The 19,367-nt window shown below is 63.9% G+C and carries 17 protein-coding genes; 16 read left to right on the top strand and 1 reads right to left on the bottom strand.

All coding sequences use genetic code 11. The features are described from left to right. Window positions 1-5 precede the first annotated feature (5 nt). Window positions 6-539, bottom strand: a complete 534-nt coding sequence (locus JHL16_RS25300; RefSeq protein WP_200187675.1) for a Dps family protein — start codon at window positions 537-539, stop codon at window positions 6-8. A gap of 433 nt (window positions 540-972) precedes the next feature. Here JHL16_RS25300 and JHL16_RS25295 point away from each other — a divergent pair, with 433 nt between their 5' ends. The 16 genes from JHL16_RS25295 (at window position 973) to JHL16_RS25220 (ending at window position 19,366) form a co-directional block, all read left to right on the top strand. Then, a complete protein-coding gene (locus JHL16_RS25295) occupies window positions 973-2,979 on the top strand; it encodes a phage tail sheath C-terminal domain-containing protein (RefSeq protein ID WP_348647281.1) in 2,007 nt (668 codons plus the stop codon). A 10-nt stretch (window positions 2,980-2,989) separates the two neighbouring features. Beyond that, window positions 2,990-3,514, top strand: a complete 525-nt coding sequence (locus JHL16_RS25290) for a phage tail protein (protein WP_200187673.1) — start codon at window positions 2,990-2,992, stop codon at window positions 3,512-3,514. A 43-nt stretch (window positions 3,515-3,557) separates the two neighbouring features. Then, window positions 3,558-4,379, top strand: a complete 822-nt coding sequence (locus JHL16_RS25285) for a T4 family baseplate hub assembly chaperone (protein ID WP_200187672.1) — start codon at window positions 3,558-3,560, stop codon at window positions 4,377-4,379. After that, entirely contained in the window at window positions 4,376-5,026 is a 651-nt protein-coding gene (locus JHL16_RS25280; protein WP_200187671.1) for a hypothetical protein, read from the top strand. The genes JHL16_RS25285 and JHL16_RS25280 overlap by 4 nt, the downstream gene beginning before the upstream one ends. An 8-nt stretch (window positions 5,027-5,034) precedes the next feature. Then, window positions 5,035-6,357, top strand: a complete 1,323-nt coding sequence (locus JHL16_RS25275; RefSeq protein ID WP_200187670.1) for a Pvc16 family protein — start codon at window positions 5,035-5,037, stop codon at window positions 6,355-6,357. Window positions 6,358-6,440: 83 nt separating this feature from the next. Further along, a complete protein-coding gene (locus JHL16_RS25270; protein WP_200187669.1) occupies window positions 6,441-8,270 on the top strand; it encodes an AAA family ATPase in 1,830 nt (609 codons plus the stop codon). Further along, window positions 8,267-8,485: a hypothetical protein gene (locus JHL16_RS25265; protein WP_200187668.1), complete on the top strand. Its 219-nt coding sequence runs from the start codon at window positions 8,267-8,269 to the stop codon at window positions 8,483-8,485. The genes JHL16_RS25270 and JHL16_RS25265 overlap by 4 nt, the downstream gene beginning before the upstream one ends. Continuing rightward, window positions 8,482-11,757 (top strand): eCIS core domain-containing protein, encoded by a 3,276-nt coding sequence (locus JHL16_RS25260; protein WP_200187667.1) that lies wholly within the window; start codon window positions 8,482-8,484, stop codon window positions 11,755-11,757. The genes JHL16_RS25265 and JHL16_RS25260 overlap by 4 nt, the downstream gene beginning before the upstream one ends. 14 nt (window positions 11,758-11,771) lie before the next feature. Further along, window positions 11,772-13,382 (top strand): eCIS core domain-containing protein, encoded by a 1,611-nt coding sequence (locus JHL16_RS25255; RefSeq protein WP_200187666.1) that lies wholly within the window; start codon window positions 11,772-11,774, stop codon window positions 13,380-13,382. Between the two features lie 15 nt (window positions 13,383-13,397). Further along, window positions 13,398-14,054 (top strand): hypothetical protein, encoded by a 657-nt coding sequence (locus JHL16_RS25250; protein ID WP_200187665.1) that lies wholly within the window; start codon window positions 13,398-13,400, stop codon window positions 14,052-14,054. Window positions 14,055-14,064: 10 nt separating this feature from the next. Beyond that, entirely contained in the window at window positions 14,065-14,358 is a 294-nt protein-coding gene (locus JHL16_RS25245) for a hypothetical protein (protein WP_200187664.1), read from the top strand. Between the two features lies 1 nt (window position 14,359). After that, on the top strand, window positions 14,360-15,493 hold the full coding sequence (locus JHL16_RS25240) for a hypothetical protein (protein ID WP_200187663.1): 1,134 nt from the start codon (window positions 14,360-14,362) through the stop codon (window positions 15,491-15,493). 14 nt (window positions 15,494-15,507) lie between these two features. Beyond that, window positions 15,508-16,215 carry a phage baseplate assembly protein V gene (locus tag JHL16_RS25235; RefSeq protein ID WP_200187662.1) on the top strand — a complete coding sequence of 236 codons (708 nt, stop codon included), beginning with the start codon at window positions 15,508-15,510 and terminating at the stop codon, window positions 16,213-16,215. A 10-nt stretch (window positions 16,216-16,225) separates the two neighbouring features. After that, window positions 16,226-16,501, top strand: coding sequence for a hypothetical protein (locus JHL16_RS25230; protein ID WP_200187661.1), 276 nt, complete (start codon window positions 16,226-16,228; stop codon window positions 16,499-16,501). After that, window positions 16,501-16,878, top strand: a complete 378-nt coding sequence (locus JHL16_RS25225; protein ID WP_200187660.1) for a GPW/gp25 family protein — start codon at window positions 16,501-16,503, stop codon at window positions 16,876-16,878. The genes JHL16_RS25230 and JHL16_RS25225 overlap by 1 nt, the downstream gene beginning before the upstream one ends. Before the next feature lie 7 nt (window positions 16,879-16,885). After that, window positions 16,886-19,366: a putative baseplate assembly protein gene (locus tag JHL16_RS25220; RefSeq protein ID WP_200187659.1), complete on the top strand. Its 2,481-nt coding sequence runs from the start codon at window positions 16,886-16,888 to the stop codon at window positions 19,364-19,366. The last annotated feature ends 1 nt before the right edge of the window (window position 19,367 follow it).

The raw sequence follows: 19,367 nt of genomic DNA, 5'->3' as shown, positions 1-19,367 counted from the left end.
CATCGTCACGCGCCTCGCGCGCTTTCGCCCGCCCGTGTCGTCTCGAACAGGAACCAGACGCGTCTTTCGGTTTCGTCGATCCAGTTCTCGATCAGGCTCGCGGTCGCCACATCGCCATGTTCGTCGCACAGGTCGTGGACCTCCCTGAGGCTGGTCACCATCTGCTGATTGTCCTGGCGCAGTTCCGCCAGCATGTCGAGCGGCGTCACGAATTCCGCGTCATTGTCCTTGATGCGCTGCAGCCGCGCAATGTGGCCGATCGAGCGCAATGTCGTGCCACCGATCTTGCGGGCGCGCTCCGCCATGTCGTCGGTCGCGGCGTAGATCTGGGCCGCCTGCTCGTCGAGAAGCAGGTGATAGTCGCGGAAATGTGGGCCCGAGACATGCCAGTGGAAGTTCTTCGTCTTCATATAGAGGGCGAAGGCATCCGCCAGCAGCATGTTCAGCGCGCCGGCGATATCGCGTACGGCATTGGATTTGAGATCGCTGGGCGTTTCGAGCGGGGCGGTGCGCAAGGACTTGGAATCACGAGCGTTCATGGGACTCTCTTTGAGTGGAGCGGCTCGGTCATTTGTCGTCTGCTGAATAGCATATTGGCTCTGAGCGAACAATCGACCGGCGCGGGGGTTACGACGAGTTCATGCAGGGGTTACGACGAGCTCATAAAGAGGGCGTCCGTGAGAACGCCCCAGTGCACTATATAATGTGCAAGGGTTCCTTCGGTTCCATGTCGCCTAAGAGATTCGTTTCATTTCAAGACAATTCATCTCTATCGGCGGCCTTGTTACAGTCTTGTGGTATTTCTCACACAAAGGCGTGTGACCTTCTGCAATAGTAACTGGACTCTGACCCTTCCTGTTGTATACTCAACATCGAGGGCGAGATCTGAACTAAGCCTGCGCAAATGAGAGGGCGTAGTTGGATTTTGGCTGAGCGAGCGCAGGCATGTGCTGGCCAGATGGAGGTGCGCCCGTGCCTGTTCGCCCCACTTATCCCGGTGTCTATGTTGAAGAAATCTCGAGCGGTGTTCGCCCCGTCGCCGCGGTCGCGACCTCGACGGCTGTTTTTGTCGGTACCTTCCGCAAAGGGCTGCTCGATGAGGCCGTGCGGCTTCTGAGCGCCGCCGACTTCGAGCGTGAATATGGCGGCCTCGACCGGTCGAGCGAAGCTTCCTATGCGATCCAGCAGTTCTTCCTCAATGGCGGCACCGAAGCCTGGGTGGTGCGTATCGGCCAGCCGGGCCCCGTGGCGGGCCCCATCGCCGCGGTCACCGCCGCCGCCAATGGCACGCTCGCCAGCTTCGGCGGCGCCGCGATCCTGAAATTCACCGCTGGCCGGCGCATGCGCGGCGCCTCGGCGGCCAATCCGGGCGACTGGGGTAATTTCCTGAGGCTCGAGGTCGAGCATGTGAGTGCGCAGACCGACACATTGTTCAATCTCTTCGTCAGCGAGGTCGCGATCACAGGCAACCGCACGACGGTGCTGCAGACCGAGAGCTTCCGCAATCTGACCATGAAGCCGGACACGGCGAACTATGCCGTCGATGTGGTTAATCAGGGCTCGCGCTTGATCCAGCTCAGCCGCGCCTCGGCGCTGAGCGATCTGACGCCGCCGGCCGCGAACGGCACGGTCGGCGCCGATCTCGCCGCGGCGGTGCCGCCTTTTGCAGATCTCAAGGACATCACGGTCAGCCTGAGTGTGGCGCCTGGTGCGATTGCCCTCACTATTCCGACAACGGCCACTGGCGGTTTCACCGAATGGGCCGCCGGCCTGCAGACGGCCTTACGCTCGGCGGGAGCCGGGGCGTCGATCCCGGCGGAATTGCGCGCCTATTTTACCGGCGCCACGGTCGACATCATTGGCGCCGGATCGGTGACCAATCCGCGCCGCTTCGTTGTCATTGCCGGCAAGGGCGCCCAGCCCTTCGAGCCGACCGCGACCTTTACCTTCGCCGGCCCTGACGCCGTGAACTACGGGCTGTCGGCGCCGCTCTCGACGCGTCCCTTGCAGTTCTTGCCGACCGCCGGCAGCGGCGCCGACGGCACCATCATCGATCCGGCGAGCGGCAATTATCTGGTCCCCGCCGCGGCCTTCCGCGGCAATGCCGGGCTCAAGACCGGGCTTTACGCGATCGACGACATGGATCTCGTGAATATCATCGCCATTCCTGATGCGCCGCGTCTCGGTCAGGCCGGCGCCTTGTCGGTCTATGCGGAAGCGATCACCTATGCCGAGAGCCGGCGTTCGATGATCATCATCGACATTCCCGAGAGCGTCGTCTCGATCGACCAGATGCAGACCTGGCTCGCCGCCAATGAATCGCTCCGGCATCCGAATTCAGCCGTCTATTATCCGCGCACCTTCACGCCCGACCCGCTCAACCAGAACCGTCAGCGCTCGCTGGCGGCGAGCGGCACCATCGCGGGGTTGTGGGCGAGGACAGACACGGCGCGCGGCGTCTGGAAGGCGCCGGCCGGCACCGATGCCAGATTGCGCAATGTCGAGAGCCTCACTTATGTGATGACGGATCTCGAGAACGGCACGCTCAATCCGCTCGGCGTCAATTGCCTGCGCAACTTCCCGATCTTCAGCAACATCTGCTGGGGGGCCCGCACGCTTGAAGGCGCGGATGCGCTTGCGTCCGACTGGAAGTATCTTCCCGTTCGCCGCACGACGCTGTTCCTCGAGGAAAGCCTTTATCGCGGCACCAAATGGGTCGTGTTCGAGCCCAATGACGAGCCGCTCTGGTCGCAGATCCGGCTCAATATCGGGGCCTTCATGCAGGACCTGTTCCGTCAGAGCGCATTCCAGGGCTCGACGCCGAACGAGGCTTATTTCGTCAAATGCGACGGGGAGACGACGACGCAGAGCGATATCGACAACGGCATCGTCAATATCGAGGTCGGCTTCGCGCCGCTGAAGCCCGCCGAATTCGTCATCATCAAGATCCAGCAGATCGCCCGCGCGACGGCCGAGTGAGGAGAGAACCATGGCGCCTTTTACCGTCAATGCCCGCCGTTTCGATCCTTACAAGAACTTCAAGTTCCGGGTGAAATGGGACGGCCGCTATGTGGCCGGCATCAGCAAGGTCGGTGCGCTCAAGCGCAGCACCGAAGTGATCGAGCACCGCGAGGGCGGTGATCCCTCGACGGCGCGCAAGTCGCCCGGACGCAGCAAGTTCGAGGCGATCACGCTGGAACGCGGCGTGACGCATGATCTCGAATTCGAACGCTGGGCCAACAAGGTCTGGAATTTCGGCGCCGGCGCCGGCTCGGAAGTGTCGCTCGCCGATTTCCGCAAGGATGTGATCCTCGATGTCTTCAATGAAGCCGGCCAGAAGGTCCTCTCCTATCAGATATTCCGCTGCTGGGTGTCGGACTTTCAGGCGCTGCCCGATCTCGACGCCAATGCCAATGCGATCGCGATCCAGACGCTGAAGCTCGAGAATGAGGGCTGGCAGCGCGACGTCGCCGTGACCGAGCCGGTCGAGCCGAGCTTTACGGTCCCGGCATAACGCTTTGGACGGCAATCGAGGCGTGTGGGGAGCTCGATCTCCGATGCAGTCATTTTATGTGGAGTTGCTGCATGGCCTGGACGCTCGCCGTCTTGTCGAGCTGCGTGAGCCGACCGGCAATGATCAGGCGCTCTTCGTCGATAGGGGCGCCACACCGCCGGTCCGCTGCGTGAGCGCGCTCATCGACAGCCTGGTGCTGCGCATCGGCGAGCATACGCCCGTGCCGGACGAGCTTGCGCAACTGACCGTCGGTGATCGCGAGCGCCTACTTCTCGCGCTCTGTTCTCGTCTCCTCGGCGCCGAGACGGATCTCGTCGTCACCTGCCCGTCCTGCAAGAACATCGTCGAAGTGCCGATCCGCTTCCGCGACCTGGTGTCGGCGCAACCCGATACCTCGGACCGGCGCTGTGTTCTCGCCGCGCGCGACGGGAGCTGGGCCGCGGAAGTGACTCTGCCCACGGGGGCAGTTCTCGAAAGGACGCTGGGTCTGGGACAGAAATCTGCCCGCCGTCTGCTCGAGTCCTGCCTGACGGCGCTCTTCGATGCGCAAGGACAAGCGGTCGCGCGCGAAGCCCTGCCGGAAGACTGCGAGGCCGAGCTCGCCGAAAAACTTCTGGCGCTCGATCCCTTGGCGGAATGCCGCATCGCGGTCGAATGCCCCCATTGCGCCGCGAGTTTCGAGACACTGCTCGACGGTTATGCGCTTCTGAAGGGAGCCTTCGGCAGTTCGAGTGCGCTTTATGGCGATGTCTATCGCATGGCGCGCGCCTATCATTGGAGCGAGGCCGAGATATTGGCGCTGCCGCTCGCCAAACGCGCCCAGTATCTGGCGATCGCGGCGGCAACAGGGGAGGCGAGCGGATGACGAATTTCGCCGACCGTCTGATTGCCCGCGGCGCCGGCCAGCCGGCCGGGCTTCCGCTGCTCAAGGCGCGCCCGGCGGCGCGTTTCGAGCAGGAGATGGTCCCTACCGTCGATGCGGCGACGCCTGATGAGCAACAGTTCGAGAAGCCCGCGCAGTCTCCTGCCGTGTCCCGCAAAACCAATCCCGCGCCGGCAAAGGCCACACGGCAGGCTCACTCGGATGAGTCCGCCTTGCCAAATGAGAACGTCAAGGCTGACGGAGATCGCCCGCTGCCGGCATCGGAGCCGCTCTCTTCTCCGCCTCGATCATCGCCACCAGCCATGATTGCTTCACAACAAGACTTCGAAATGCTCGAGCAATCGGACGCGCCGGGATCCGAACCTGCTGCTTCCCGGCCGCCTTCGTTCGAGCATCCCGAGGTCCCACACCATCAGCGTCCGATGTTTTTCGATGTGCCGCCCATGGCACCTATCGTGACAGCCGCTACGCCGGTCGAGTCCGCGCCATCACCGCCCACCATTTCGATCGGGCGCATCGACGTGCAGTTCCTGCCGCAGGAACGGCCAGCGGCACCCGCCCGGCCACAGCCGCAACGGACACGTGGCTTCGATAGCTATGCCCGCGCCCGGCGCGGCGAGCCGCGTTAGGGGGCGCCATGGCATCACACGCCGCCATCGCCGCCGTCAGCCGCACGCTCCGCACCTTGCTGCGTGACCGCATGGTGACTGGCGCCGAGATCACGCTGGCGCCGCCCGATGTCGAGCTTGCCGGCGTCTCGGGCGCCCGCGTCAATCTCTATCTGATGCAGGTCATCGAGAATGCGGCGCTCAAGAACCAGGAGATTCCGGGTACCGGCCATCCGGCGGCCTATGGCCACCCGCCTTTGTCGCTCGATCTGCGATATCTGATGACCACGCATAGCGCCGTCGAGAACCAGCGTGATGCCGATCTTAATGCGCAGACGCTCCTCGGCGACGCGATGCGCGTGATGAATGACTTCGCCAATGGCATCGATCGGCTGGCGATCGTCAATCCGGTGGCGGGCTCGCCCGGAGACCCGATCCTCGACCCCGATCTCACAAACGAGTTCGAGCGTTTGAAAATCGTTCTCCATCCCGCCACGCTCGACGACATCACCAAGGTCTGGTCGGCCGTATCAGGCACCAATTTCCGCCGCTCGGTCGTCTATGAGGTGAAAGTCGTCCAGATCGAAACGCCGCTGCCGCGGGTGAGCCCGAAGCCGGTGGAATTGCGCCGGCTGCATATGTCGCTGCGCCGCCGCCCGGAGATCACCGATCTTTATGTGTCTCCCGTCAATCCCGGTGATCCCCTGGGCGAGATACGTGCCCGCATCGGCGAGGAGATCACCATTATCGCGGAGCGAATTGCGGCCGAACGACTCTATGTCCGCCTCGGCACGCTCGATCCGATCCGCGTCGATCTCACCGGTGACGGACGCATCCGCATCGCCTTGCCCGATGCGCAATATCCGGCCGACGCCGATCATCCCTCGCCGCGTCCGATCCCGCCGCTGCAGCAGCTGCAGCCGGGGCCGCTGGAGATCCAGCTTTTCGCCTTCCATCCCGCTGAGGGCGTCGAGGGGGCTCTCGGCCCGGGCGCCGGCATAAACAAGTCGCGGCGCTATGCCTCCGATATCCGATTGATGCAGCTGGTGCCGACCGTTGCCGGCGCCACGCCGCCGACCGGCAATGCGGCATCGGTGCTGCGGGTCACCGGCAAACGTCTCTGGCACAAAGGGGCCAAGGGGGCGGAGATCATCATTGGTGACGCCGCCATTCCGGTCCGTATCCCTCAGCCCGGTGACCCTTGGGCGACGCCGACGCCGACGGCGGTGGAAGTCCCGGTCGCCGCGGCGACCGACATCATCGATGTCTCACCGACGCCTTATCCGGTCGCGGCCCAGGTCGATGGCGCCCGCAGCCGCGATGCCGGCATCACCTTCACGCTGGGGCTGTGACGATGGCGCGCGGCAAGACCATGTCCCGGACGGAAATCCTGAAGTCAGCGGACACACGCCCTTGGCGGGAACGCAATGATGAAGTGATACGGCTGGGTCTGGCCTGGGTGGCGGCGCGGCTTTCCCGCACCGACGGCGAGGCGACGGCGGGTTTGATCGCCGCCTATCAGGAAGCGCGCCGCCAGCTGCGCGACGGAGAAAGCCCGGCCGCCATCGACCGCCTCTCGGCGCTCTTTCAATTGACGCCATTCGATGAGGACCTGCTGCTGCTTTGCCTGCACGCGCAGCTCGAGGGCGAGCCGCGCCAGGTGACGCTGCAGACCGCCCAGGCGCTTCTCGATATCGGCGGCTTCGCGCTGTCGGTCAAAATCTGGGAGCGGCTGGCGCCATCCGCCCCGTTGCGGCGCTTCCGCCTGATCGACAGCTCCGAGCGCAGCATCATGGCGACGACGCCTGTGCTGATCGATGAACGGATCGGGCGCTATCTCATGGGCGAAGATGCTCTTGACCGGCGCATCTCAGCCATGCTCGGCCCGGTCGAGGGCGGGCCACTCCTCAGGCGTCATCGGGCCCTTGTCGAGACTCTCGCCGAAAGACTACGCCAGGCGGCGCGGCCTCTGGCGATGATCACCGGCCCCCGGGAGAGCGGGCGCCGTGCCCTGGCTCAGGCGCTCGCGCGTGGCTTCGGCCTCGGACTCTGTGAAGTGAAGCCGCGTCTGCTCGACTCGGCGCCCGACTATCTGCCGCTCCTGGCGCGCGAGGCGCTGATGGGCGGCTTCGCGCTGCTGATCGATATCGGGCAGCCGGAAGGCCAGCGGCTTATCGAGGAACGCTTCGCCGATTTCCCCGTGCTCGCGATCGCCATCGCCGAGGGACGGCATGAATTCTCATTCCCTGTGCCCATGCTGCGGCTCGATCCGTTGTCGGACCAGGACCGCATCGAGCTCTGGCACGAGGCCTTGGGGCCGCAGATGCCGGACAAACGGGAAAAAATCGAGCTGATCGCCCAGCATTTCCGCTTCGGACCGCGCCTCATCGCGGCGGCGGCCCAGGAAGCGGACGATCTTTGGCTGGCCTGCCGCGAGAAGGCGAGCCGCGAGCTCGAGCAACTGGCCGATCGCATCATTCCGGGCTTCGGCTGGGACGATATCGTCCTGCCGCTTGACGTGATCCACGATCTCAAGGCGGCTGTCGCGCAGATCCGTCATTCGGCGCGCGTCTATGGCGATCATGGCATGGGACGCAAATATCCACGCGGGCGGGGCGTCTCGCTTCTTCTGTCGGGACCGAGCGGCACCGGCAAGACCATGGCCGCCGAAGTCATCGCCCGCGATCTCAACCTCGATCTCTTCCGCGTCGATCTTTCGCGCATCGTGTCGAAATATATCGGAGAGACCGAGAAGAATCTGCGCGCCGTCTTCGATGCCGCCGAGGCGAGCGGCGCGGTGTTGTTCTTCGACGAGGCCGATGCGCTCTTCGGCAAGCGCAGCGAGGTCAAGGACAGCCATGACCGTTACGCCAATATCGAAGTGAGCTACCTGCTGCAGCGCATGGAGAGCTATAGCGGCCTGGCCATCCTCGCCACCAATATGAAGAACCACTTCGATCCGTCCTTCATGCGCCGGATCCGTTATGTCATCGACGTGCCGTTCCCGGATGCCGATTCCCGCCGCCGGATCTGGCAGAAAGCCTTCCCGCCCGAGCTGCCTTGCGCGGCGCTCGACTTCGATGTGCTCGCCAGGCTCGATATCGCCGGCGGCAACATATCGGTCATCGCCATCAATGCCGCCTTCCTGGCGGCGGCGGAGAATAAGCCGCTCGGCATGGCGCATATCGCGCGGGCAGCGCGGGCCGAATATCACAAGCTCGACCGCGAATTCAGAGGCAATGTCTTCGGAGTGGCAGCGTCATGACCCGCGCGCCGACCATCAGGATTGCCGGAGCGGGATCGACGCATCAGGCGGCGGACCTTGGTCGCGCCGTCACCAAAGGTGTTGCGACAGCATTGAACGGTCGAGACAAGCCTCTGCATATCGATACGCTACGGGTCCGGTTGCCGGCCAATGCCGGCGCCGGCGCGCTCGAAAAGGCGATCCGGATCGCGCTCGAAAAGGAGCGGGGCCGATGAGAGCCGTGCCGCAAACCGCCAGAGCCTTGGACCAGGCACCCGCCAGCCGGGGCCGGCAGCGGGATGATGCGCTGGAGCGCGAGGCGGACAGGCTCGCCGACACCGTCGTAAAAGGACGTTTTCCGGAAAAGGATCCGTCTATCAGTCCGGCTTCAGGCGGGGCGGCGAAGCTTCCTGCCGGTGTGCGTGATGTGCTGGCGCAATCGGGAGAACCGCTGGGCCACGCCGAGCGGGCCTATTTCGAGCCGAGATTCGGCCGCGATCTGAGCAGCATCCTTATTCACCGCCAAGGCGCGGCCGAACATTCCGCAGCCGCGCTCGGCGCGCGCGCTTACGCGCATGGCCGTCACGTGGTTTTCGGTAAGGGTGAATTCGCGCCCCAGACTACGGCGGGCCGGCATCTTCTGGCGCATGAGCTCAGTCACACGCTGCAGCAGCGTATGGGCACGCCCGTCCTGCAGCGCAAGTCCCAGGATGAGGACAAGAACAAGCCGGGTGTCGTCACCGTGACGGCCGAGCAGGGCGGCAAGACGGCGGATGTCGTCTTGTCCGACGGCATGTCGGCCACTGTCGATCTGCTGATCAACAAGCTGGCGCCGGGAGACTATACGACATCGCCGTTGGGGCACGTTCCCAATGCGACCGCCGAGGGCATACCGGGCAAGTTCATCTATCGCTACCCGCTCGATCCCTACACCGAGGAGCCCATCAACGGCCGCGCGGAAAAGACCACGATTCACATCCGGCCTACGCCGGCAGGGCAGGTCAGGGAGCTGCCGAAGGAGATCCAGGACTTCGTGACATCGGACCGGGCCACTGCCGGCACCGCCGATGAATATCGCGATGCCGCTTTTGCGGGCGAGATTCTGAAAGGGGCAGGCGTCACCGCGGACGAGCTTATCTTGGTGCAGGAAAGCCGGCGCCATGACCGGGAAATGGGAATCACCGAATCCGCCGGCACGCAGACCGAATGGGCCTTCGACTATGTCGAGAAGCGCAACAAGAAGCAGCTCGATACGGCCAGCAATTGGGATTCGCTTGTCGAGATCTCCAAGATCATGGCCGATGCCCCCACCCATCTCCTGCATCGCGGCGGCGTTGGCAGCATCCTGGAGGACGGAAGCGACAAGCTGGCGCTCGTCAACTACATCAATCTTCTCAAGTTCAACAAGATCTCTCCCACCAGCAAGCAGGATCTCCACAGCACCGGCGCGCGCCTCTTGAATGAGTTCAGGGCTTTGATCGGCCATTTCGAAAACGCGCTCGTCGCCGATCTGACCAATCTCGCCGTGGCGGCACTCGACAGCGCCGAAGCGAGCCTGCTCAGGATGGATCGACAGTATGTCGGCCTGTGGCAGGACAAGAAGTGGTCACCGAATTACTTCTGGACCGAGCTGCAGCGGATCAACCGCAATGAGAAAGTGGCCGCGGCGTCCCGTCAACGCGCCGCGGTCAAGCAGAAGCTCGACAGCGAGCAGCAGGCGGACAGTATCCATCGCGCCCTCAATCCCTTCAGCGTCATCGGCGACACGCTGTCCGGCGAGCCCACCTATTCGCAGCGCACCGACCAGCGCGAAAAGCAGATGGAGCAGCAGGAGCAGGCCTTCAACCAGACGGTCGCCGAAGAGTCCAACCTCAAGGTCACACAAGGCTTCAGCGCCCAGGATATCCTCTCGGCCAAGGATGCCGATGCGGCGCAGGGCAAGCTCACCGACTTCCTCTTCGATGGCCGCAAGCAGATCACCCGGGCGCGCAGCCGCATCGGCGAGCGCAAGGTCATCTTTGCCGCCGACAAGATCATCGACATGGAGAAGGAGCGTCTGAAGGGCCCCATCGGCGCCAAGTCGTCGGAGATCAACCGGGTGATCGATGATCTGGCGAGCTACCGCAAATCGCAGACCTCGCTCTGGGACGACATCCTGAAGGTGGTGGAGTTCGTCTCGATGTTCGTGCCGGGACCGATCGGCTGGGGCCTGCGCCTCGGCGTCGCCGCCGTCAACTTCGACAAGAAGATGACGGATATCGGGACACGCCGGGATCTCTACGGCGCAAATCTCAGCGCCAAATCCGTGGGCTCCGGCGAGGTCGGCGACGCATTGTTCGAGGCCGCCATCCAGGTCGTGCCGGATGTGCCGCCGGTCGCGAAAGCGGAGCGCCTGACTCTCAATCTCGAAAAGGGCGCTGTGCGCAGTGCCGATGATGTCGCGGGCGCCGCCTCGCGCACCGCCGCGACCGCTGAGCATGGCGCGCCGCAAGGGCTTGTCGATGACGTGGCCGGTGGAGGCTCGAAGCTTCCCGATGCCCCCGCGGGTGGCGCCACGACACATGGCTCGCCGCCGACCAAGCCCGATCTCGGTGTGCCGACCTACAACAATCTGCCGCGCCGGGTGCCCAAGGGCGGCGAGCGCGTCCAGATCGTCGAGCGCGACGGCATGTTCTTCGAGGTCGATTATGAAAGCGGCGCCTTGATTCCGGCCACCGGTGACTATGCTTTCGCGCGCATGCCGGACGGATCGCTCTGGGGCTCGCGCTACGGCCATGCCGAGGCGGCGATGGGTGGGCCGGTGGCCTATGCCGGCAACATAAAAATGGAGAATGGCGCGCTCAAAAGCTGGAACCGGGAATCGGGGACTTATAAGCCGGTGGGTGACCATTTCGCTGACCAGGCGGGTTTTCCGATAGCGCCCCAGGCTCTGCCCGAGCAGGCGGGTAAGAAAGTGCAGCTGCCGGTCTTCCAGGAGCGCACCAAGCCGCGGACGCCGGCAGTCGATCCCGATGCGGCCAAGCCGGACTGGACCGACTATCTCCCCGATGCGCGCAAACGGACCGAAGCGAGCAGGGCCGCCAATAAAGGGGATCTTATGGCGATGGGAAAGACGACCGGTGGGCTTCCTCCGGACGTCGAATCGGCCTTGGGCAAGCTCGGCATGTCGGAGGATGATGTCGGCAAGTTTGTGCGCGGCGAGAAAGCCGCCGGCGTCATCAAGCGCGGCGATATCGAATTCAAGCACTATCTGATCAACGAGGGAGACACGTTGGTGGCGGGAGTCCTGTCCTCTTACGCCTATGGCGACCGCGCCAGCATGATCAAGGCCTATCTCACTTTCCGGCAAACATCGATGGGGATGGCGAAAAGCCTGGGAGCAAAAACATTGCGCCTGGAGGCCGATGTCGTCATGAGCGCCGAATTGGCCGAGGATCTCATCCAGCGCGGCTATCGTCTCGTCGATGAATACTCGTCCAAATATGCCCTGGAGATCCCCGTGCGATGATCAGACAGGAGCACTTGACCACGCGATCGCCGCCCCCTGCGAAATCAACGCACGACTCGCTCGAGCGCGAAGCCGACCACGCCGCCCACGCCGTGATGTCCGACCGGGCCCTCGGATCGATCGGCAGGACCATGCCGGCGGCCGGTGCGGGCAAGTCCACGGCGATAACGGGAGTGGCGCATGGCGGCATGTCTCTCACGCCCGAACAACGTGCTTATTTCGAGCCGCGCTTCGGCCAAGATTTCTCCGATGTGCGGCTCCATACGCATGATCAGGCGAGACAGACGGCGCAAGGCATCGGCGCGCGTGCTTTCACCTATGGCCGCGACATCGCCTTCGCCAAGGGTGGTTACGATACAAAGCTGCTCGCTCATGAGCTGACCCATGTCGTGCAGCAGCGCGGTGGCAACGCGACCATCCAGCGTCAGCCCGACGACCAGAGCGAGATCCAGATGCCCATGGAATGGGCCTTTGCTTATGACCCGAAGCGCGCCACCGATATTCGTTATGCGCGGTCTCTCGGCAAGGCCGACGCCAAGCGCCTGCGCAAAGCCGGCGCGCTTTCGGCGGATGATCGCGCCGAGGTCAATGCGAAGCTGCAATTCTTCAATGGCGATGCCTTCGACGCCTATGTCGCCGAGGTCAAGCCGGTGCTCGTCGAGGTCACCCGCGAAGAGATCGATATGGGGGAGGAAGAGAAGAAAACCCCGGCCGTCGATCCGATGGCGACCGGTTTCGACCGCTTCAAGAACTTCCCGACTTACATCGACAATGAGATCGCCAAGGTCGAGTATTTCACCGCCGAGCTCGCCATCATCCACTATAAGGACGGCACCAAATTCGAGCTGGGGCTGGTGGCAAAGTGGATGAAACCGCCGGTCGTGGAGGTCGACTACACGACGCCCCGGCATCTGCTGCATCCCTTCTCGTCGCAGACCAATGAAGCACGCTTCTTCCGCGAGAGCGACAAGGTTCCGCGCAATGCCACTTTCGACGAGATCCGCACGAAATACTCTTCGGAAGTGAAATTCTATGTCGAGAACGGCACCGGCCGCATCGTGCCGTCGCATATCAACATGCTCACCGCGCCGACCTTGTGCGGCGTGCTGCAGAGCTCGCTCGCCCAATATGAAGAGCAGGTCGACATGGCCGTGAAGATCGGCCTCGGCGGGACCGTCGCCATTGGCGGTTATGCCGGCGCGGGTGGCCTGCCCACCAATACGGGGGTCGCGCTCGGCAGGACGGTCGTCGCCAAGGGGCTGAGCTCGACGGCCCGCAGCCTGGCGCGCGAGATGGATTCGCTCCTGGCATCCGGTGCAGAGAGGACATTGACCGCCGAAGGTGTACAGCTGGCCGGCGTCACGGTGAGCCGGCAAGGCAGCACGCTTGTGGTGCGGCGTTTCATGAGCAAGCTGCCGGACGCGTTGCGTGGCCAGGGCACCGGCATGCGGGTCACCGCCGCCTTCGAGGATGCGGCGGTCGAAGTCGCCCGCCTCAATGGCGCGAAGACAGTCACCATCGATGTCGGAATCATCATCAATCCGGGCTGGCGGCAATTGCTGGAAGCCCGGGGCTACATCCACGTCATGGAGCAGGGCGCATGGATCAAGACCATCAAACTGTGAAGGAGCGAGCGGCACATGGCATCTGAATTCCCGGGCAGCCCGCGCGTCATGAAAGGCGGTCTCGTGGCCTACCGTCTGCCATCGACGCAGCCGCTGGTGATCGCCTTCCAGTATAATCCGGATGAAGTCTCCCGGTCCCTGCAGAGCCAGGCGGCGGCAGGCGGTGGCGGTCGCGGCGAGACCAATCGCGTCAACGGGCCTCCGCAGGAGACATTGACCTTCTCCGTCGAGATCGATGCCGCCGATCAGCTCGAAAAGCCGGGCGAGAACGCCACCGTGGTCGAGAACGGCCTGCATCCCGTCATCGCCGCGATCGAGCGCCTCGTCTATCCGTCTTATCCGATCGTCGTCGCCAATGAGGCCCTGGCGCTGGCCGGCACCGCCTTCATTCTCAGCGAAACGGCGCCTTTGACGCTGCTCGTCTGGGGACCGCGACGTGTCCTGCCGGTTCAGATCCAGAGCCTGTCGATCAAGGAAGAGGCCTTTGACCAGAAGCTCAACCCGATCCGCGCCAAGGCCGACCTGACCGTCAGGGTGCTCACCTATCGCGATCTCGACGTCACCAATCCGGGCTACTGGGTCTATCTCGCCGCCTTCACCCAGAAGGAAGTGATCTCGAGCATGAACAAGTTCAGTGCGGCCGGCGCCATTGCGGCGCTGGGCCGGCTCTAGGAGGGCATCGATGTTCTTCCGTGGCAGCCGTTATGAAAACATCACCGAGGCGACGTTGACGGGCAAGGATGAGCGGCCCATCCGCTACAAGCGGATGCGGTTCATTCCGCAGAGTGCGACGCCGCCTCGTCTCTTCACCTCGGTCGAGCAGGGTGAGCGGCCGGATCTTCTGGCCTACCGGACGATCGGTGATCCCGAGCAGTTCTGGCGCCTGTGCGATCTCAATCTGGTGCGCCGCCCGGTCGATCTGACGGAAGAGCCGGGCGCCGCCGTCGCCGTTCCGGCGCCCGAGGGAGGGGGTTGAGATGGGCCTGCTTCCCTCATGGTTCAGCGTCCAGGTGGCCTTCGCGCCGATGCCCATGCCGTTCTTCCAGGCATTGCGGGCGATCGACATCGAAACCTCGATCGGCCAGGCTTCGATCTTCCGCCTGCATTTCGAGCTGTCGCGCAATTCGTTCGGTGATTTCGATGCGCTGGCGATCGATATCTTCCGGCCGATGATGCCGGTGAAGATCAGCATCGCCGCCGGGCTGCCGATCCCGCAGGTTCTGATCAACGGCTACATCAAGGACGCGCGGCTGAGCGCCGGTGATGCGCCCGGTACTTCGCGCCTCGAAGTGGTCGGCATGGATGCGCTCGGCACACGGATGGCCAGCAACCAGGAGCCGTTTCCCTGGCCCAATCTGTCCGAGAGTGAAATCGCCGCGACCATTTTCGGCAAATACGCGATCCTGCCGCTCATCGATGCGCTGCCGCCGACCCGCACCATCATGGACACGACCACGACGCAGCGCATCTATGACGCAGCTTTCCTGTTCGAACTCGCCTATGCCAACAATCTCGATCTGTTCATCCAGCCCGATCCGATCACCGGCCGGGATGTCGGGCATTTGCACCGGCCCTACACTTTCGTGCCGCATCAGGGTGTGCTGTCGATCGACTTCGGCATCCAGTCCAATCTCACGCAATTCACGGTGGCGAACGACATGCTGTCGCCCACTGGCGTCATGGGGCTCATGGTCGATCCGGTGACACGGGCGCCGCGGCCATCCTTCGGCCTGATGTCGAGCGAGCTGCCGATGGGCATGGAGCCCTCCTTGTTCCGCATTCTGCCGCCCCCGGTGGAGCAGCAATTCGGCGATGGCGCCGCCAATCCGACGGAAGCGCAGCTCCGGGCGATGGCGCGGGCGTCGGCGACCAGCCGGGCGATCATGGCGCAAGGCGAGGTCGACGGCATCAAGCTCGCGCGACCGTTGCGCGTCGGCTTGCCGGTGCTGGTGCGCGGCGCCGGGCGCCAGAACAGCGGTCTCTATTATGTCGATCAGGTCTCGCATCACATCTCGCGGGACGATTACCGCCAGAGCTTCACCGCCTGGCGCAATGCCGTCGGTCTCACCGGCGCGGAAGTTTTTGTCGATCCGCTGGCCGCGGTCGCGTGAGAGAGGGAAAGTCCATGCTGAGCACCGCAAGATCAGAGGCCCCGAGAACCGGAAGAAAAGTCTTCGGCAAACATAAGGGCACGGTGGCGAATAATTTCGATCCCGACGGTTATGGCCGTCTCCAGGCCTTTGTTCCCCGCGTGTTGAAAGGCGTGCCCACCGGCTGGGCCTGGCCCTGCGTTCCCTATGGCGGACCGACCTCGGGCTTCTTTTCCATCCCGCCGGTCGGCGCCGGCGTGTGGATCGAATTCGAGGACGGCGACACCTCGCAGCCGATCTGGACCGGTTGCTACTGGGGCAAGGGCGAACTGCCGAGAAAGCCGCCCGGTGAGCAAAGCCAGCCGACGACACGCATCTGGCGCACCGAGACCGGCCTCACCGTGGTGATGGATGACGCGGCGCAGACCATCACGCTGACAGATGGTGTTGCGCTCAATTCGGTCGAGGTGAATGCCGCGACCGGCACCGTGACGGTCAAGGGCGCGGTGGAAGTCGTATCGAGCGCGCCATTGCTTCGGCACGGCAGCGACAGCGCCGCGCATCCGGCGGTGATCGGCGACCAGCTCTTCGCCTATCTCTCTCAGCTCGTCGCCTTGTTCAACACCCATGTGCATCCGGGGGAACTGGCGCTCGGCATCTTGCCGGTCACACCGGCGCCGCCGGTGATGCAGATGCCGCCACCCAAGCCCGACCTGCTGTCGATCAAAGTCATGCTGGAGTGAGATCAGAACGATGGCCACGCAACTCAAGCCCGGTTCGCTTTCGAGCTTCGCCAATTCGATGGCGGCGGAGATAGAAAGCGAACTCAATGCCATGATGGTCGCCGACGGCCTGCCGCCGATGAGTATGGACGGTTCCGAGCAGAGCGTGCGCGACCGGCGGCGTTTCTTCATCGCAATTGCGCGTGGCGTCGTCCGTCATATCGAGCAGCGCAAGGACTCGATCAAGGTTTTCTGTGAGCACAATCAGACCAAACCCGTCACCGTCGTCGATGTGGATTTCACCTGATGGACGAGGCCCGGCCATATTTCGACTTTCCGTTCACGCAGGATGAGCGCGGGCGCACCAGCCGCACCGGCAGTGACGACCATATCCGCGACATGATCGCGCTCGTGCTGTTCACCGCACCTGGCGAACGGGTCAACCGGCCGGAATTCGGCTGCGGTGTGAAGCAACTCGTCTTTGCCCCGCTTTCCGATGCGTTGGCGGCCGCCACCGAGCAGCTCATTCACGGCGCGCTCATCCGCTGGCTTGATCCCGTGATCTCGCTCGAGAAGGTCGAGACGGCGGCTGAAGAGGGAACGCTCGAAATCCGGATTTCCTATATGCGCCGCGAGACTGGCGAGCGGCGCGTCGAGGTCTTCCGGCATCCGGTTCCAGTGTGAGGTCTCCATGACGGTATTATCGGCGGACGGCACATTGTTATGCGGGGACGAGCATCGCTCCGGTGTTCTGCTCGATCCGGCGCATCCGCTGAACGGCATCGATTTCGTCGAATTCCGGCGCGAGCCGGCGAGCCGGTTCATCCTCGATGTCACCTTCCTGAAAGTACCGCCGGTGCTCAGCGTTTCGAACTTCACCGTGTCGGGCGGCATCAGGATCGTCGATATCAAGGTGACGGCAGTCGAGACCGTGGCGGGCGACCCGTTACGGCGGCGGGTGCTCGTCGACCGCGAAGGCGATTTCTCGCCCTATGTGCTCGACGTCGAACATCCCACGATGGATCTCGAGCGCAATCAGGCGGTCTTCAGCTTCAAGGCGGCTTGTCCCAGCGAGTTCGACTGCCGCCCGGTATCCGATTGCCCGGACCCGCAGCGCGTCGAGCCGGCACTCGATTATCTCGCCAAGGATTATCAGAGCTTCCGGCGCCTGATGGTCGATCTGATCGCCGAGCGCAATCCCGACTGGCAGGAGCGTCTCCCGGCCGATCTCGGTATGACGCTGGTCGAACTCTTGGCCTATGCCGCCGATTATCTGAGCTACTACCAGGATGCTGGCCCCGGCACGGAAAGCTATCTCGATACCTGCCGGCACCGGATCTCCGCCGCCCGCCATGCCCGTCTCATCGATTATGCGATGGGGCAGGGGCGCGCAGCCCGTTCCTTCGTGCATTTCGAGGGCGGCTCCGGCGCCAATGGCGTCATTCCGGCGGCGACAAAGGTCACGAGCATGGTTGCGACTCCGCTCGTCGGCGCGGTCGCGCCGCCCGACATCGTGATTCCGGCAGCTGCCGATTTCGACGGCGATCCGGCACTGACGGAAACAGTCGTCTTCGAGACGAAGGCCGATACGCGGGTGATCGAGCTCCACAATGAGTTGCGTATTCACACCTGGGGCGACACGCTGTGCTGCCTGTCAAAGGACAGCCGCGAGATTTTCCTCTATCGCGACACTGCCGGCACGGCGATCCGGCCGGACCTGCGCGCCGGGGAGTTCGTGCTCATCGAGGAGGTGGTGAGCCCGGTGACGGGGCTGCCGGCCGATGCCGATCCCGCGCGCCGCCAGGTTCTGCGTATCGATCACGTTCAGGCGACCGAAGACGCGGCTTTCACGTCGGCTTTGACCGGGGGCCTGCTGACGCCCCGCACCAATCCCGCCGATCCGGCCTTGCCCTTGTTGCGCGTCGCCTTCGCCGTGGGGGAAATGCTCGCCTTTGCGCCGCGCATCTCGGCCGAGACCGTCGATCACCTGGAGATCGCGCCGGTCACCGTCGCGCGCGGCAACATCGCCGCCGTCGATCACGGGCGCAGCATCACACGCGACAGCCTGAAGAACGAAATCCGACTCCCCGACATGGGTGCGGGCCGGTGGCCTCTTCCGGATCTCGCCCTTCCGGATGCGCCACTGAGCCATTTGCCGGATCCTGCCATCGGGCTCGACATCTTCTTCCCGAGTGAGCCTGTCGCGGAAAGATGGCTGCCGGTGCCGAACCTGCTCGACAGCCAGTCATTCGATCAGCATTTCGTGGTGGAGACCGACAATCGGGGCGTCACGTCGCTGCGTTTCGGCGATGATCAGTATGGCAGGCGTCCCTATGACGCCGAACGTGTCGTCGCCCGCTACAGGATCGGCAACGGGCGCTCCGGAAATGCCGGTTGGGGCACGCTGGTGCATCTGGTCGATCCCGGAGTCGTCGTCATTCCGCCGGTCACCCGCGTGTGGCAACCGCTGCCCGCCGCGGGCGGTGAGATACCGGAGACGATCGAGCAGGTCCGCCAGATCGCGCCCGAGGCTTTCCGCGCAGTGCAGTTCCGTGCCGTCACCGAACGCGACTGGGAGGAGATGGCGCTGCGCCATCCGGATGTCGCGGCCGCCAAGGCGAGCTTCCGTTGGACCGGCTCGTGGCACACCGTCTTCATCGCGATCCATCCGGTCGATCCCGCCAATCTCAAGCGTCTGCCGGGAGGCGGGGTCGAACTGCAGCCCCTCTTTGCCCAGCGGATGAAGGCGTTCCTCACGCGGTTCAAGCTCGCCGGCTATGATCTCGATATCCGCGCCGCCATCTACGTGCCGCTCGAGATCGATATCCGCCTCTGTGTCGGTGATGGGCATTTCCGTGGTGACGTGCTGGTCGAGGTCGGGCGCGTTCTGTCCAACCGGACCTATGGCGACGGCACGACCGGCTTCTTCTTCCCCTTGCGCTTTGGCTTCGGCGCCGCCGTCTATCTGTCGCAGCTTTATGCCGCCGTCGTTGCGGTCGAAGGTGTCAATTCGGTCGAGGTGACAACCTTCAAGCGTTATTGGGATCCGCCGCGCGGCGAGCTCGACAAAGGTGCCGTCCTCATGACGTCCTTCGAGATTCCCCGCCTCGACAATGATCGCAATCTCGCCGAGAACGGCGTGCTGCGCCTGACCGCCGTGGGAGGACTCTGAT

Source organism: Taklimakanibacter albus (assembly GCF_016595235.1).
Classification (GTDB): Bacteria; Pseudomonadota; Alphaproteobacteria; order Rhizobiales; family Aestuariivirgaceae; genus Taklimakanibacter; species Taklimakanibacter albus.
Note: the sequence above shows the minus strand (reverse complement) of the source record. Positions and strands in the feature narration are given on the sequence as shown.

Excerpts from the sequence above, each read along its gene's own strand:
- JHL16_RS25300 (WP_200187675.1), bottom strand. The coding sequence starts at position 539 with ATGAACGCTCGTGATTCCAAGTCCTTGCGCACCGCCCCGCTCGAAACG.
- JHL16_RS25290 (WP_200187673.1), top strand. The coding sequence starts at position 2,990 with ATGGCGCCTTTTACCGTCAATGCCCGCCGTTTCGATCCTTACAAGAAC.
- JHL16_RS25285 (WP_200187672.1), top strand. The coding sequence starts at position 3,558 with ATGCAGTCATTTTATGTGGAGTTGCTGCATGGCCTGGACGCTCGCCGT.
- JHL16_RS25280 (WP_200187671.1), top strand. The coding sequence starts at position 4,376 with ATGACGAATTTCGCCGACCGTCTGATTGCCCGCGGCGCCGGCCAGCCG.
- JHL16_RS25275 (WP_200187670.1), top strand. The coding sequence starts at position 5,035 with ATGGCATCACACGCCGCCATCGCCGCCGTCAGCCGCACGCTCCGCACC.
- JHL16_RS25265 (WP_200187668.1), top strand. The coding sequence starts at position 8,267 with ATGACCCGCGCGCCGACCATCAGGATTGCCGGAGCGGGATCGACGCAT.
- JHL16_RS25260 (WP_200187667.1), top strand. The coding sequence starts at position 8,482 with ATGAGAGCCGTGCCGCAAACCGCCAGAGCCTTGGACCAGGCACCCGCC.
- JHL16_RS25250 (WP_200187665.1), top strand. The coding sequence starts at position 13,398 with ATGGCATCTGAATTCCCGGGCAGCCCGCGCGTCATGAAAGGCGGTCTC.
- JHL16_RS25245 (WP_200187664.1), top strand. The coding sequence starts at position 14,065 with ATGTTCTTCCGTGGCAGCCGTTATGAAAACATCACCGAGGCGACGTTG.
- JHL16_RS25240 (WP_200187663.1), top strand. The coding sequence starts at position 14,360 with ATGGGCCTGCTTCCCTCATGGTTCAGCGTCCAGGTGGCCTTCGCGCCG.
- JHL16_RS25235 (WP_200187662.1), top strand. The coding sequence starts at position 15,508 with ATGCTGAGCACCGCAAGATCAGAGGCCCCGAGAACCGGAAGAAAAGTC.
- JHL16_RS25230 (WP_200187661.1), top strand. The coding sequence starts at position 16,226 with ATGGCCACGCAACTCAAGCCCGGTTCGCTTTCGAGCTTCGCCAATTCG.
- JHL16_RS25225 (WP_200187660.1), top strand. The coding sequence starts at position 16,501 with ATGGACGAGGCCCGGCCATATTTCGACTTTCCGTTCACGCAGGATGAG.
- JHL16_RS25220 (WP_200187659.1), top strand. The coding sequence starts at position 16,886 with ATGACGGTATTATCGGCGGACGGCACATTGTTATGCGGGGACGAGCAT.